General features: G+C 40.6%; 12 protein-coding genes and 2 pseudogenes. 4 read left to right on the forward strand and 10 right to left on the reverse strand.

Going from position 1 to position 13,150, the window contains the following annotated elements:
* Nucleotides 1-142 precede the first annotated feature (142 nt).
* The 6 genes and pseudogenes from ABMY45_RS23530 to ABMY45_RS23555 form a co-directional block, all read right to left on the reverse strand.
* A pseudogene (locus ABMY45_RS23530) lies at nucleotides 143-262 on the reverse strand (transposase); the annotation flags it as partial.
* Between the two features lie 220 nt (nucleotides 263-482).
* Nucleotides 483-662 (reverse strand): hypothetical protein, encoded by a 180-nt coding sequence (locus ABMY45_RS23535; RefSeq protein ID WP_206473290.1) that lies wholly within the window; start codon nucleotides 660-662, stop codon nucleotides 483-485.
* Between the two features lie 37 nt (nucleotides 663-699).
* Nucleotides 700-1,191, reverse strand: a complete 492-nt coding sequence (locus ABMY45_RS23540) for a hypothetical protein (protein ID WP_206473288.1) — start codon at nucleotides 1,189-1,191, stop codon at nucleotides 700-702.
* A gap of 10 nt (nucleotides 1,192-1,201) precedes the next feature.
* Nucleotides 1,202-1,744 (reverse strand): putative 2OG-Fe(II) oxygenase, encoded by a 543-nt coding sequence (locus ABMY45_RS23545; RefSeq protein WP_349289572.1) that lies wholly within the window; start codon nucleotides 1,742-1,744, stop codon nucleotides 1,202-1,204.
* 152 nt (nucleotides 1,745-1,896) lie between these two features.
* Nucleotides 1,897-2,994, reverse strand: a pseudogene (locus ABMY45_RS23550) (ISAs1 family transposase).
* A 140-nt stretch (nucleotides 2,995-3,134) separates the two neighbouring features.
* The gene (locus tag ABMY45_RS23555; protein ID WP_349289573.1) at nucleotides 3,135-4,103 is read right to left on the reverse strand and encodes an AraC family transcriptional regulator ligand-binding domain-containing protein; all 969 of its coding nucleotides are present in this window, start codon (nucleotides 4,101-4,103) and stop codon (nucleotides 3,135-3,137) included.
* Between the two features lie 121 nt (nucleotides 4,104-4,224).
* Between ABMY45_RS23555 and ABMY45_RS23560 the strand changes: the two genes are divergently transcribed.
* The gene (locus ABMY45_RS23560; RefSeq protein WP_349289574.1) at nucleotides 4,225-5,073 is read left to right on the forward strand and encodes a sterol desaturase family protein; all 849 of its coding nucleotides are present in this window, start codon (nucleotides 4,225-4,227) and stop codon (nucleotides 5,071-5,073) included.
* A gap of 2 nt (nucleotides 5,074-5,075) precedes the next feature.
* Here ABMY45_RS23560 and ABMY45_RS23565 read toward each other — a convergent pair whose 3' ends face one another.
* Nucleotides 5,076-5,987, reverse strand: coding sequence for a LysR family transcriptional regulator (locus ABMY45_RS23565; protein WP_010606247.1), 912 nt, complete (start codon nucleotides 5,985-5,987; stop codon nucleotides 5,076-5,078).
* Between the two features lie 96 nt (nucleotides 5,988-6,083).
* On the opposite strand from ABMY45_RS23565, the gene nfsB reads away from it, so the two are divergent.
* From nfsB to ABMY45_RS23580, 3 genes are all read left to right on the forward strand, one after another.
* Entirely contained in the window at nucleotides 6,084-6,743 is a 660-nt protein-coding gene (gene nfsB / locus ABMY45_RS23570; RefSeq protein ID WP_349289575.1) for an oxygen-insensitive NAD(P)H nitroreductase, read from the forward strand.
* Between the two features lie 387 nt (nucleotides 6,744-7,130).
* Nucleotides 7,131-8,243 (forward strand): M35 family metallo-endopeptidase, encoded by a 1,113-nt coding sequence (locus ABMY45_RS23575; protein ID WP_010606245.1) that lies wholly within the window; start codon nucleotides 7,131-7,133, stop codon nucleotides 8,241-8,243.
* Nucleotides 8,244-8,376: 133 nt separating this feature from the next.
* A complete protein-coding gene (locus ABMY45_RS23580; RefSeq protein ID WP_010606244.1) occupies nucleotides 8,377-9,438 on the forward strand; it encodes an endonuclease/exonuclease/phosphatase family protein in 1,062 nt (353 codons plus the stop codon).
* 104 nt (nucleotides 9,439-9,542) lie between these two features.
* On the opposite strand, the gene ABMY45_RS23585 is transcribed toward ABMY45_RS23580, so the two are convergent.
* The 3 genes from ABMY45_RS23585 to ABMY45_RS23595 all read right to left on the reverse strand — a co-directional run bounded on the left by ABMY45_RS23585 (nucleotide 9,543) and on the right by ABMY45_RS23595 (nucleotide 13,098).
* Entirely contained in the window at nucleotides 9,543-11,411 is a 1,869-nt protein-coding gene (locus ABMY45_RS23585; protein ID WP_349289576.1) for a DUF885 domain-containing protein, read from the reverse strand.
* Between the two features lie 255 nt (nucleotides 11,412-11,666).
* The gene (locus ABMY45_RS23590) at nucleotides 11,667-12,353 is read right to left on the reverse strand and encodes a hypothetical protein (protein ID WP_010606242.1); all 687 of its coding nucleotides are present in this window, start codon (nucleotides 12,351-12,353) and stop codon (nucleotides 11,667-11,669) included.
* A 571-nt stretch (nucleotides 12,354-12,924) separates the two neighbouring features.
* Nucleotides 12,925-13,098 (reverse strand): hypothetical protein, encoded by a 174-nt coding sequence (locus ABMY45_RS23595; protein WP_157782802.1) that lies wholly within the window; start codon nucleotides 13,096-13,098, stop codon nucleotides 12,925-12,927.
* Nucleotides 13,099-13,150 lie beyond the last annotated feature (52 nt).

Raw genomic sequence — 13,150 nt, forward strand, 5'->3', positions numbered from 1 at the left:
GACACCTATCACTACATTTCAGTATTAAAACTTAAGTGGCATTTTTAGAATACGTCAATATGTAGGTGGGTGTCAGCACAAACTGTATTTGAATACACAAACTTTAGGTGGGTGTCAGCACAAACTTATAAGCACAAACTTATTTATAAAACGTACTTTGGCCGATGCCATGTTTACGGCAGATTCCTGGTACAGGAATACCTGACTCAGCTTCCTTGATCATGCTGACAATTTGGGTTTCGGTGAACTTGCTTTTTCTCATAGTAAATTTTCCTATTTTAGTTAATGGAAAATTCTACTTATGAACTGTTTCATTTTTTGGGGGAGTTACAATTCAATAAATTAAATTGATTTCAGGGGCGACTAGTTACCAAAGTATGCTCTTACCCTGTTCTATAGGAAATGCCACCTTAGTTAACTTTAAATTATGATTTTAACTAAAATGGCAAATGTCAACTAAATTTTAGTCTTTTTATTAATTGTTATTCCCAACCTCCTGCACCGCATAACTCTTGACCTTTCTTTGCTGCACAACTTTTCGTGCACACTTCCTTACCAGAACCATTAACATTTCTTAGTAAAGCTTCTTCAACAAGTTCAATTTTAGAAGCAATTTTATCTTCTTGGGTTTTCTTTTCTTCTACGTTGACGTCTTTTTTCATTGTTAAATCTCCTTTTGTTTTGTGTTTAATTTTATGGTTACAATCTATTTACGTACTTTTTTGGTAATTCAAAGTAAAAATCTTTAAAGGTTTCTTCCCCTAATTTTTTGTATACATACGTGTATACTTTTCTTCTTTCTTCAATTATTTTATTCCTACTATCTGAATCACTTAGGTTTTTATGTTCCGCTTTGAACTTTTCTTTATCAGACTCAGAGGTGGGACTATGATGTAAAAAGTATCCAAAATATTTTTTACAAAATGATTCATAATCTTTCGTGTAAAGTATAAAGTTGTGCCAGTATTCATCAATCATGGTTAATGGCTCATCTATGATGATATCTACATGTTCCATTTCTTTATCAAAGTTCGATTCATTGCAAAGCCATAAAAATTTTTTTAACAAACCAAAAATCCTCAAGGATTCTAAGTGGCTTAGATTGTACTTATTTTCCATTCGAATAACTAGATCATCATGTTCGTAATTTAAAATCTCATCTAGAATAGGTCTTTTAGCAGTATTTCCCATTTTAAAATTCTCAAACTAGATTAAAAGCAATCGATATTCGGTCTTCATTCGACTTATTTGGTGTAACCATGTGAAGAGTGTCAGAAGAAAAGAGTATCATTTGGTTTTGCTTTGGTTTATGGAAGTATCTATCAACGATGTTTTTTTCATTTATAAAAAATAATATTAAATCACCACCAGAATCCATCTTAGACTCTTCAATATTGAGATAAAGAACTCCAGACCATCCTGGTTTAGCATTCTCATTTTTAGAATCTAAATGATTGTGAGGAGAATTCCAATCACCACTTTTGTTTATGTTTGCCCACATTTGTTTTAATTCAAGTGTATGATTAACTTTTTTCTTATTCTTTAATATGAAATTTGATATCTCAGATATTTCTTTCGACATACTCATGAATGCTTTGTTTTTTGAAAGATGAAGTTTGTATTCAGAGTGCCAACCACCTTGGTTACTTCTTTCTATTAATAATCCAATTTCTTTTTCTTTATATATTTCATCAATTAAATAATCAAAGTTTGTATCAAAATTTACCTGTGCATTAATAAACATTTCTATCAATAGTTAAGTAGGAATTCAACTAATAAATTTGTACCTCTTATCTGAGTCGCTGTCAATAAAAATATAATAATACAGTTTGTGCTGACACCCACCTAAAGTTTGTGTATTCAAAAGACAGGGTGGGATTCCACTTTGCTTATAGATTAACCAAAGAGTAACTCCGTCCTAAAATCACCGTTCCAAGCTGCTCCTCTTCTTTTCGCTGCTAAACTGTCTTTTTTACCTTGATGTTGCCTAATTATGTTTAAGCATACCCTGTTGAACAAAGCGATGTGTGCCGCCCCGTCGGGGTCTGATACCTTTAACTTATCTTCTTCGAAAACAACATCTAATACCCAGTGAAGCCGATTCTCTATGTGCCAATGTTCGCGTATTGCTTTTGCCACTAACTCTGGCTCTACCGCCAATGAACTGACATAGAAGTGGGAGGTATAACTGGTTTTGTCGCCTAATTTACGACCTCTTGCAACCTCAATCACCATTTTGACATGAGGCCATTTCTCTTTGAGTTTCTGTGATAATTTAATCGGTAGCTGCATAACTAGACGACTTTCAACTCGGCTATGGGCATTACCATTGCTTTGTGCTTCTTCGTGTGAGCCCATGCTGTCATAAGTGAGCTTTAAAGTGCTCAGCGATAGCATTGTGTAAATTACGCTGATTGGCTTTGACTTGGATAATAAAGTCGCCCTTATTCTTTACAATCGTCTCCAACGTTTTCGTTTGGCAATGCAGAGCATCAAGCGTCACAATGCAACCTTTACACGCTAATATGTCAATGATATCACGGGCAATTTGACCTTCTTGGCCCTTCTTTTGCGCAGCTTGTTGATACAAGGCTAGGCCATTATCAACATCAAATGCACTAACCACATTTAGCGCATTGTACACATTGTCTTTCCAGCAACCTCTAAGTACTTTCCCATCAATCGCAATGTGTGGCTTTTGAGCTTCTTCACGACGAGAATTAATCCAATTTAACAGTGCCTTGAGTAAAGAATCTGTACTAATGCCCTGATTATATTAGTAATACAATGACGTTTTGGAATGCCATTTTCAAAAGGACGATGCTGCCTTAACCAATCCAGTTGCAACTCACCAAATTCTTGAATTGATTTCCATCCATCAGCGCCACTAAGCACGGCACTCAAAGTTAAAAACAAGACGTCGACAAGATTATGTTTGATATTTACATCGGTTCTAGGATCTTCAATCCACTCTAAGTGCGTGATGATGCTCATTGTAACGGCCTAAAAAATTGCGATGCGCAATCAGATCATAAAACCCCAATACTCGTCAATTTAAAGTTCGATCCCGCCCTGTATTTGCACCGAAGCTGGGAATTTGACTAACATACCAAAACTTACCTACCTTCGGTTCTTCACTTTAGCTTTGACGGTGACTTCCCATACCATTTTAAACAAACTTTATTCAGCGCACTTTGCTCTGTAAAACCGAGTGCGTCTACAATATCGAGTAACCTTGCGTTGCCGATGAGTTGTTCAAATCGATGCTTTCGCTCTTGGTCGAGTAAGGCTCTAAAGCTGGTGCGTTGTGTTTTTAGCTTACGCTGCATCGAACGCACACTCATGTTTAATGCCTTAGCCATACTTGCTTGGTTGACTCCAGTCAGTGAGTGCTTTGCCGCAAGTAAATTGGCAACACGCGTTTTTAAATCATGATTATCACAAAGCGCTGATACGCTTTTGGCAACCGCTTGCTCAATATGTTCGTGCATTAGGCTGTCGACGGTAGCGACTGGCATGGTAAGAAAATCTAACGGAAAAGACAGTGCATTTTCAGGGCAGTTTTGTGATACGGGGCAGCCAAACCAACTTTGCAAACGCTGTAATTCTAGGCCACACACGCTAAAGCTAAGCTGGAGTTGGCTAGGCGATAAAGTTGATCGCAAAAGCTGCCTTGCAGCGCTCACCCAAGCGGTCATATTACGCAAAATAGCTTGCTTACCCAGCGAGGTTTTTGGTTGCCAAGTTAACTTGGCATTGTCACTATCACTTGTGAATACAGCGAGGCCAATATCGGCGACAATGGCGTCGTAGTGCAATAATGAGGTAATAGCTTGCTGCAAGTCTTTACTGGTTTCGACCAAATAACCAAGCGCCCCATAGTCATGCAACTGAATGGCTTTACCCAGTTCAAAACCAATCAAGGGATCGCCGCTTAACTCCTGCCCTACCTCAAGCAACCGCTCGTACTCAACGAGTGTTACACGTTCAGGTCGTGACGCTACCAGCTCAGCAAACTCGCCTTGCAGTCTCTTGTCATCGGTAAAATGGTCATGGAGATATACCCACGCACTATAAAAATAAACAAACGAAGTGGAGTGCATTGCAGTTCCTTTTGTCGTATTTGGACAAATTGTTGGCGCAGTTTGGCAGGATTGTCAATGGCTAACCCGTTACGCTAGTGCATATAAAGTACCAAAGCTATGGCTAAAGAAGGAGCTATATATGATTGATGTATCGCTAATTTTACTGGCACTCAGTCCCGTCTTTTTACTTTGTGTTGCCTGGGAGTATATCAAGCACCACGAACACTATGATTGGCGAGATTCATTACTCAATGCCCTACTTGCGTTGCTACATCAAGGCAGCGACGCGTTGGCTTTACTTGTACTGATGCCGCTCTTTTACTGGCTCCATCAATTTGCCTTATTCACAATCGAATTAAATCTCTTCTCTTTGCTTTTTGGGTTTATTTTGCAAGATTTTTTGTATTACTGGTTTCACCGCGCATCACATTGTATTCACTGGCTTTGGAGTGCACACGTGGTCCATCACAGTTCTAACAACATGAACTTTACCACTGCATTTCGCCAAAGCTTGCTATACCCAATTGTCGGTATGTGGCTGTTCTGGCTGCCTATGATACTGCTTGGATTTACCCCGACCTTGGTATTTGCCATCGTCGCAATCAACTTAGCTTTTCAATTTTTTGTTCATACACAAACGGTTAATCGATTAGGGATGGTAGAGCGAATTTTTAATACGCCTTCCCACCACAGAGTCCATCACGCCAGTAATCCTGACTATATAGATAAAAACTTTGCCGGGGTGCTGATCATTTGGGATAAGCTTTTTGGCACCTTTATCGAGGAGCGTGAAGACATTACAATTTGTTATGGAATAAGAGGTGCGGCACCAAAGCAGACCCCTTTAGATGTTAACTTTGCTCAGTGGCGTCATATGTTCCACCGCTTTTCACAAGCAAACACTTTAAAAGGCAAATGGTTGGCGCTGTTTGGTTATCCAACCCACTTACCCGACAAGCTAAAAAATACGGACTCTGCCAAATCCTAGAGCTATTTATACCGCTCGGCCTTTTCTACAAGCGCTTGGCAGTACTTTCTTAGTTTATCGCGCAGCACTCTCACACTTGGGTTGATCATTTGCTTTGACGGGCAGATCAACCACAGCGGCTTACATTCAACGCGATAGTCATTTAATATACTTTGCACCACACCTTGTTCTAGTTGGTCTGCTACGTCTATCGCGGATCGCAATGAAATACCCGCTCCTTGCGCACACCAGCGCTTTACCACATCCGCATCATTACTGGTTCTACGCCCTTTAAGCACCACTTTGTAAGTTTGCTCATTTTTCGTCAGTTTCCACGTATCAAACTTACTGCCTCTGATCAAAAAGAATAGCCCTTGGTGCTCACTTAATTCCTCGTGATCCTTTGGCGTACCTTGTTTTTCTAAGTATTCCGTAGAGGCACAAAGCAGTAATGGCACATCACAAATTTTAAAGCCGTAGAAGCTACTGTCTTCAGGCGCACCATAGCGCAGCGCGATATCAACACCGTCACGATAAAAGTCGAGATTGTGATCATTAAGAATAAGCTTCAGGGCAAGTTTGGGGTATTCATCAAGTAATTCGTCTAGCCAAGGAAGGAGAATATTACGGCCAAAATCTGACGGAGCGGTTAACCTTAGCTCACCGTCAATTTCGTTGTCGTTATCAAGCACCTGTTTTTTGCCATCAGCCAAAAGCGCAAGTGCCTGCTCGCAAATTGGCAAATAGGTTTCACCTTGCTTTGATAGCCTTAAGCTACGCGTAGAACGCACAAAAAGTTGAAAGCCAAGGTGCTTTTCCACTCGCTTTATCGCAGCGCTCGCCGTGGCAACTTGCATATCTAACTGCGCAGCCGCCGCACTAATATTGCCAAGTTTAGCCGTTTTCATCACGACGATTAAATCTTGTGTATTCATTTTCAAAAAATTTTTGAAACTATTTAACTCATTATCATCTTTTTATTGATTATGTAAAACCCTATTATCCCTTGAAAGCAATTTTAGGAGTCTGTTATGTACACATTACGCGATGCAATTCACAATCGTTATTCCACAAAAGCCTTTGATCCTAATAAAAAAATTAGTGATTCACATATTGAGCTACTTAAGCAAGTACTAAGGCTGAGCCCATCTAGTACCAACGTTCAGCCATGGCATTTCGTCATCGCAAGTACTGAGACAGGCAAAACTCAGGTGGCTAAAAGCACACAAGAGAATTACAAATTTAATGAAGCCAAAGTACTTAACGCATCACATGTTGTTGTATTTGCTGCAAAACAAAATATAGATGATGCACATTTAGATAAAGTGCTTGCCAAAGAAAGTGCCGACGGCCGATTTGAAAAAGGCTCTGAGGTAGAAGCACAAATGAATAATGGCCGTCGCTATTTTGTCGGCTTAAATCAAACCAGCGATGAAGCAATCAAAGCATGGACTGGCAAACAAGTTTACTTAAATCTTGGGCAATTTTTACTAAGTACCGCACTACTCGGTATAGATTCTGTGCCCATTGAGGGTTTTGACGCTGAAATTCTCAGCAATGAACTTGGGTTAACTGAGCAAGGCTTTGATGCCCTTGCCATTGTCGCGTTGGGCTATCGAGACGAAGGTGATTTTAATGCTAAATTACCTAAATCTCGCTTTGCTATCGACGATATCATTACCGAAATCTAAGACCCAGTTTGGCACTGATAATGGCTAACTAGATAACATCAGTGCCACTCCAACTTCGGTTGGAATACCATTTCAAACACCACAATGTAAATCAATGTGAATGAAACAATAAATTCACAACTACCCGCTCCCCAGTTTTGTATTAAATTTATCCATACTTTTCAATAACATTACAGTTATTTGAAATTATTGGTAATTTTTTAATGTAAACTTTTTAGCTCTATTGTGAAAATTCTGCTTGAAACATCGAATATATTATTGTTAATTAAAAGTGAAGAGTGAATTCACCTTTAAAAATAACGAAATGACAACAAGTAAACTCAGTCCTCACAACTGGTTTTGTACCTGCCAGCCGAGAGACTGTAGCAACCTCAACAGGAAGAAATAATGAAGCTACTATCACGCACACTATCTACCGGGTTACTCGCAGCAGCCGTAACCGCATCACTGAATGCTCAAGCAATGAATAAAGACCTAGCGGTAAGCGTTGATGTCGACACAAAAAGCAATGGCGATGTTATTGCGACGCTAAACATCACCAATCAGGGTAAAGGTAACCAAAAAATCTTAAGCTGGTATACAGATCTCGAAGAAGAGCATATTTTTAAAATTACGCGTGATGGTAAAGAAGTTAATTTCTTTGGCCCTCACTACAAACGCCCAGCTCCTACCGAAGCTGACTTTATCAAGCTAAAGTCTGGCGAAACGCTCACTAAATCATTTGAGCTTTCGGGCCTTTATGATCTTAGCCAGCCAGGTAACTACGAAATTAGTTATGATGTTGAATCATTTGACCTTTTCGGTAAAAAAGAAATCCCAAGCATGACTACAAGAACGATGGGGCAGCAATCGATGATGCGTGCAGATGTAGCAGAACTCAGTTCAAATTCGGTCAATCTTTGGCTTGAAGGTGTAGCATTAAGCAAAGGTAATCTCCAAGTTAACGCAAAACCAGTCGCTGGTGCAGCAGACTGTACTGATGGCACTTGTTTTACAGGTCGTTGTAGTAACAGTGAAAAAACCAGTATTTTGTCAGCACTCAATGCTGCGGACCAAATTACTAATGACTCTGTTGCTTACTTAAATAGCCACTCAGCGAGCAACCCGTCTACGCGTTATCAAACTTGGTTTGGCGCAGCGACAAGCAGCCGCTATGCAACCGTGAAATCTAACTTCAACGCAATCAATGATGCAATCGACAACCAAGATCTCACTTTTGACTGTAGTTGTAACAAATCATACTTTGCTTATGTATACCCAAATCAACCATACAAAGTATATCTATGTCGCGCATTTTGGAGCGCAAATGAGCTAGGTACGGATTCACGTGCGGGCACGATTGTTCATGAGCTAAGCCACTTTAATGCCGTTGCAGGTACAGATGACATCGTTTATGGCCAATCTGGTGCGAAAAACTTAGCAAACTCAAATCCAAGTCAAGCAATTCAAAATGCTGACAGCCATGAATATTTTGCGGAAAACACTCCGTACCAAAACTAATCTCGACTTATTTGGTATAGATATCCCTGACGAGTATCGGGTTTAGGCAAGCGCCTAGACCCGATGCTATTCACAGCGATTTCAGCTAACATGAAATATACTTCTTAAATTCATCTATTTGCTGAGGAATTTCATGACTTGGGTTATCGTCGCGCTGTGTGGTTTTATCCTACTAGCTACGCTATTGCCACTTGCTAAACATCCGCATTGGAGTGTGAGAGCAATGGAGTTCCCGCGACTTCAGCTCGTTGTTATTACCGCATTTACGCTACTGCTGTCCATTTTCTATCTTAATCTTCAAAGTGTAGCCGCGCTTGCTGCCATTTCTCTATTAGGTTGTTTAAGTTTTCAACTGTGGTGGATTTTACCCTACACCCCGCTTTGGCCTGTCGAGGTAAAAAAAGCGACAACCAATACTCACACAATTAGTTTGATCACCGCCAATGTACTGCAAACCAATCGACAGTTTAATTTGCTGCTGGAGCAAGTCCGGGTACATCAACCTGATATTTTAGTCACGTTAGAAAGTGATGAGATATGGGAGCAACAATTAGACTCATTGCTGGACATACTGCCCTACAGCGTTAAATGTCCACAATCCAATTTATACGGCATGCACGTTTATTCTCGCTACCCGCTAGACGAGGCAAAATGTGAGTATATCGTTGAAGAAGGCGTACCTTCGATACATGCAAAACTCAGGATCGCTCCCCATATCATGCTCCAAACCCATTTTTTGCATCCGGCACCGCCAAGCCCCACCGAAAACGAAACGGCCATTGAGCGGGATGCGGAATTGGTGGTTGTCGCCAAACGCGTCATAAATGAGCCACTGCCCACCATTGTCACTGGCGATCTCAATGATGTTGCTTGGTCACCAACCACGAGATTATTTAGGAAAATAAGTGGGCTTCTTGATCCGAGAGTTGGCCGAGGCATGTTTAACACTTTTCATGCACAGTACCCGTTTGCACGTTGGCCGCTGGATCATTTGTTTTCGAGTCACCATTTCACAGTGATCGATATTAAAAGGCTCAACAACATAGGGTCAGATCACTTTGCGCTTTATGCAAAGCTCGCTTATCAACCGGTCAAAAATGAAGATGAAGCAGGACTTGAGCTGAAAAAGAAAGATATACATCGCAGCAAAGAAATTATTGAAAATGCCGTGGCAAAGCCGAATTGCAAATTATGATAGCGAATTTAAGTACGGTAAGTGTGAACAAGTGCTATAAGGTTTTTTAAATAACATCAGCTTGAAGCCAGTATCGCGTACTGACTTCAAGCCGAAAAGTGTATTTACGACTTCAGAGAATTAATCCAAGTCTTGATATCTTCTTCAACAAGCGCCATTGGCCTTGCGCCCTTTAGCAACACCACGTCGTGGAATGCTTTAATATCAAACTTATCGCCCAGTTGCTGTTTAGCATGCTCTCTAAGTTCAACCAATTTAAGCATACCTAACTTATAACCAAGCGCTTGTCCTGGCCAAGCGATATAACGGTCGATAGCCGATACCACATCGCTCATCGCCGTACCAGTTGCATCAGCAAAATACGTGATCGCTTGGTCGCGTGTCCACTTTTTATAATGTAGGCCCGTATCAACCACCAATCGAGCCGCACGATATGCCTCAGCTTGCAGACGACCTAAGTCTCCAAATGGGTCGTCCTTATACATCCCCATTTCGTATGCCAATAGCTCTGAATACAGCGCCCAGCCCTCAACATAGCCATTAAATGAGGCATTTTGACGCATCAAACCGATTTCTGTTTGCAACATATTAAGCGCAATTTGGAAGTGGTGACCAGGAACAGCCTCATGATACGTTAAGGTTTTCATGCCAAAGCTTGGTACTGCTTTCATGTCTTTTAGGTTGATTGAAAATACCCCTGGGCGACTGCCATCAAGCGATGGACCGTTGTAGTAACCACCTGGTGCCCCTGCTTCCACGGCTTTTGGTATACGTTTAACTTCAACAGGTTGCGGTGGAATAGTAGAAAAATAATCTGGCGCTTTTTGTAAAATTGTCCCTATTTCACCACGCAAGAACGACAATAACGCTTCACGACCTTCGTCAGAATCTGCATATAAAAATCTCGACTCTTCATTGAGCTGCTTCATCCGCTCACCAACTGTGCCTTGTGAATAGCCATTTTGCTTAAGGATTTCGTCCATACGCTTTGAAATACGCTCCACCTCAGCAAGGCCAATTTGGTGGATCTCTTCCGCGCTCATATCAGAATCCGCCAAATAGGTGATTTCATGCTGGTAGAAAGATTCGCCATTTGGTTGGGCCCAAATACCGACATTTTCAGGCGCTTTGCTCTCTAGAGCGTGCATAATCGCAGACACATTTTTAAACTCAGGATAAAGCTTTTGCTCAACTATTTGTGTTGCCTGTGCAACATAATCAGCGGCGGCTTTATCCGTAATACCATCAATATTCGCAAGTTTATCTTTAAACGACGCAACCAAAGGATGTTCTGTACCACTTGGCGCCGTGAAGTTATCTAAATAACCTAGCGTGTTTGGAAATAATACTTTTGGTAAAATTACGCCTTTATTGGCATCCGCTTTTACCTTGCTTGCAACTTGCTTCGTGACTTCAACAAAGGCATTTAGGCGCGCAACATAGTCTTTTGCATCTTGCTCACTTTCAATTCCATGCTGATCTTTTAGCACATTAGGAATATCCAACAATGGGCCAGACAACTGGTTAACAATGTATGGCAGGTGTCCGCCCCAAGTATCAATATAACCTGCTGAGAAGCCCTTATCACCGGCATAATAACGGGCAATAACTTCATTTACTTTAAGGTGCAACAAGTCATCAGAGTTCGCCACGCCCGATTGTAATTGTTTTAATTTATCTGCGGCTGCGTTCATATCCACCTGTAGCGCCTGCATACCGACAACCGAGTAATCTGGCAGTCTATTGGCGTAGTGACCATATTCACTGCTTGATAATTTGAGCGAAGTGGCAAGTGCGGGTTCGTGGTTAATAAACTGCTTGGTGTACTGTTCTACGACTTTGTCGATTTCTGCACGAGAGAGAGTTGATTCAGTGGTTTTAGCAACAGATGTAGTTTCTGTTGTTGGCTTGTCTTGAGCACATCCGCTCAAACCTAGCACAACAGAGAGTGCTACCAAGCTTATTTTATTCATTATTACGCCGCTCCATTAAGGTTGTTGTCAAAGCTAAAATACCAGTGCAGATCTGGCTGCTGATGGAATAGTCATACCAATTTGAAAAAGCAAATGGATATAAGCACTTTATTAAGAATATGAGACTGCAATAAAGTGCTCACGCTATTCTCATAGATGCAACTACAAGTAACATATTTGCGTTTTTGTTACAGCTATAAAAGACGGAAAATTGCGAATTAATTGACTTTTCCGAGCTTTTTCCAACAAACTAGCTTAGCTTTCGAGCACTAGGGGCTTTGGCGTATTAGCGCATTGCGACGGTAACTCAACGATAACGCGCTGCACGCGACCAGATGACTTGTCAAACACAAAGCAAGCATGTGGCCTTTGCTCTAACTGTAAGCTGATGGTGATACTCAAACTTTTGGGTAAAGCTTGGGCTATGACATCTCTCGATGCTTCGGTAAAGAGTACAGATTCAGGGGTAAATTGATAAAACTGCCCAAACTGCAAATCACAGTGATCGCCTTGCTGTAAGTCCTTTCTATATTCATATTGATAGAGCTTGCTGCCACAACCGGGGCCAAAATAACAGGTCGTCAATGCCGTAAAATTGTAGTCCCGCACTTGTGGAATAAAGCAGCGCTGAGTTCCCCGCTTTGGCGTTGGATGCCAAATCTGTGCACATACTTTAAAAAATGGTCGTTTATTTTCATAAAGTACATATAGATCATCATTGTCCACCATCCCTCGCGCATGATGTTGGTAATTACTACTACCCGCAACTTGTGCCGCGAGAAATTGCTTATTTTGCGATAGCCGATACAACATTTCAGCCAGCAGCCTCAATGTACTGTCATCCAAGCAAGCTGGACCTGTATATAAGCTAGAAACACAATTAACAAAGTCACTAAAGCTAATTGCCCCATGACTATAAAAGTTATCAAATTGGCGTGCCATATTTCTTCCTTGTTTGTAAGCGTTTTAGTCAGACGAATAGCGAGTGCGTCAGCTAAAATTCGAGTTTTTTTAAAACAGAAACTTGCAAATATCTGATTGCAAACTGCGCTGCTTTTTTATACCAATTTACTTAATTAAGAGATCTATTTTGAAGCAAGAAAACCTTGTCGATAACCAGGCAAAAATTTTGCTATTTAGTTGTTCTAAATAAGAAACTTTTTAACACAGTTAGCGTCAGATTTGCCCCATAATATTGAGCAAGTATTAAGACAAATTGGTATGAGTCCCTAATTAAAGCTAATGCAGACTGAGGAGAACGCAACAAATTAATTACAATTTTGCTGGCAGCCTAGCTAAGACTATTAATGAGATGAGTCAGAGATGGCGGTTTAGAGCTTATACGCTATACAGCGCGTAAGTGAAGCATGAATGTATGTCATAAAAACTTCATGCAAATTTATGCACTTAACACCACGCGCGACAGAGACTGAGCCGAGCGCAATATTTATATTATATTTTCATCGTTTCGAATGACATTAAGCAGCAAAACAAGATAAATCACGGCCCAAATTTACTTAGATTTGGATTCAGAGATTACCTCGTCTTGGCTAAACATCTCAACCTGAGCAGCTTGAGATGAGATGCTATGTGCATCAGTTGTTAACGTTAAAATAACAAACAATACAGTCATCACTGCAAATGCAATATTGACCGTTTTCCCTAAAAAGCGTGTTTTTAACATCACGATTTCTCCTAAACTTATCACTACTAAGCTTAGTCGAAATCGTGAGCAAAAA

This window comes from Pseudoalteromonas sp. XMcav11-Q, from assembly GCF_040104525.1.
Taxonomy (GTDB): Bacteria; Pseudomonadota; Gammaproteobacteria; order Enterobacterales; family Alteromonadaceae; genus Pseudoalteromonas.

Excerpts from the sequence above, each read along its gene's own strand:
- ABMY45_RS23535 (WP_206473290.1), bottom strand. The coding sequence starts at position 662 with ATGAAAAAAGACGTCAACGTAGAAGAAAAGAAAACCCAAGAAGATAAA.
- ABMY45_RS23540 (WP_206473288.1), bottom strand. The coding sequence starts at position 1,191 with ATGGGAAATACTGCTAAAAGACCTATTCTAGATGAGATTTTAAATTAC.
- ABMY45_RS23545 (WP_349289572.1), bottom strand. The coding sequence starts at position 1,744 with ATGTTTATTAATGCACAGGTAAATTTTGATACAAACTTTGATTATTTA.
- ABMY45_RS23555 (WP_349289573.1), bottom strand. The coding sequence starts at position 4,103 with ATGCACTCCACTTCGTTTGTTTATTTTTATAGTGCGTGGGTATATCTC.
- ABMY45_RS23560 (WP_349289574.1), top strand. The coding sequence starts at position 4,225 with ATGATTGATGTATCGCTAATTTTACTGGCACTCAGTCCCGTCTTTTTA.
- ABMY45_RS23565 (WP_010606247.1), bottom strand. The coding sequence starts at position 5,987 with ATGAATACACAAGATTTAATCGTCGTGATGAAAACGGCTAAACTTGGC.
- nfsB (WP_349289575.1), top strand. The coding sequence starts at position 6,084 with ATGTACACATTACGCGATGCAATTCACAATCGTTATTCCACAAAAGCC.
- ABMY45_RS23575 (WP_010606245.1), top strand. The coding sequence starts at position 7,131 with ATGAAGCTACTATCACGCACACTATCTACCGGGTTACTCGCAGCAGCC.
- ABMY45_RS23580 (WP_010606244.1), top strand. The coding sequence starts at position 8,377 with ATGACTTGGGTTATCGTCGCGCTGTGTGGTTTTATCCTACTAGCTACG.
- ABMY45_RS23585 (WP_349289576.1), bottom strand. The coding sequence starts at position 11,411 with ATGAATAAAATAAGCTTGGTAGCACTCTCTGTTGTGCTAGGTTTGAGC.
- ABMY45_RS23590 (WP_010606242.1), bottom strand. The coding sequence starts at position 12,353 with ATGGCACGCCAATTTGATAACTTTTATAGTCATGGGGCAATTAGCTTT.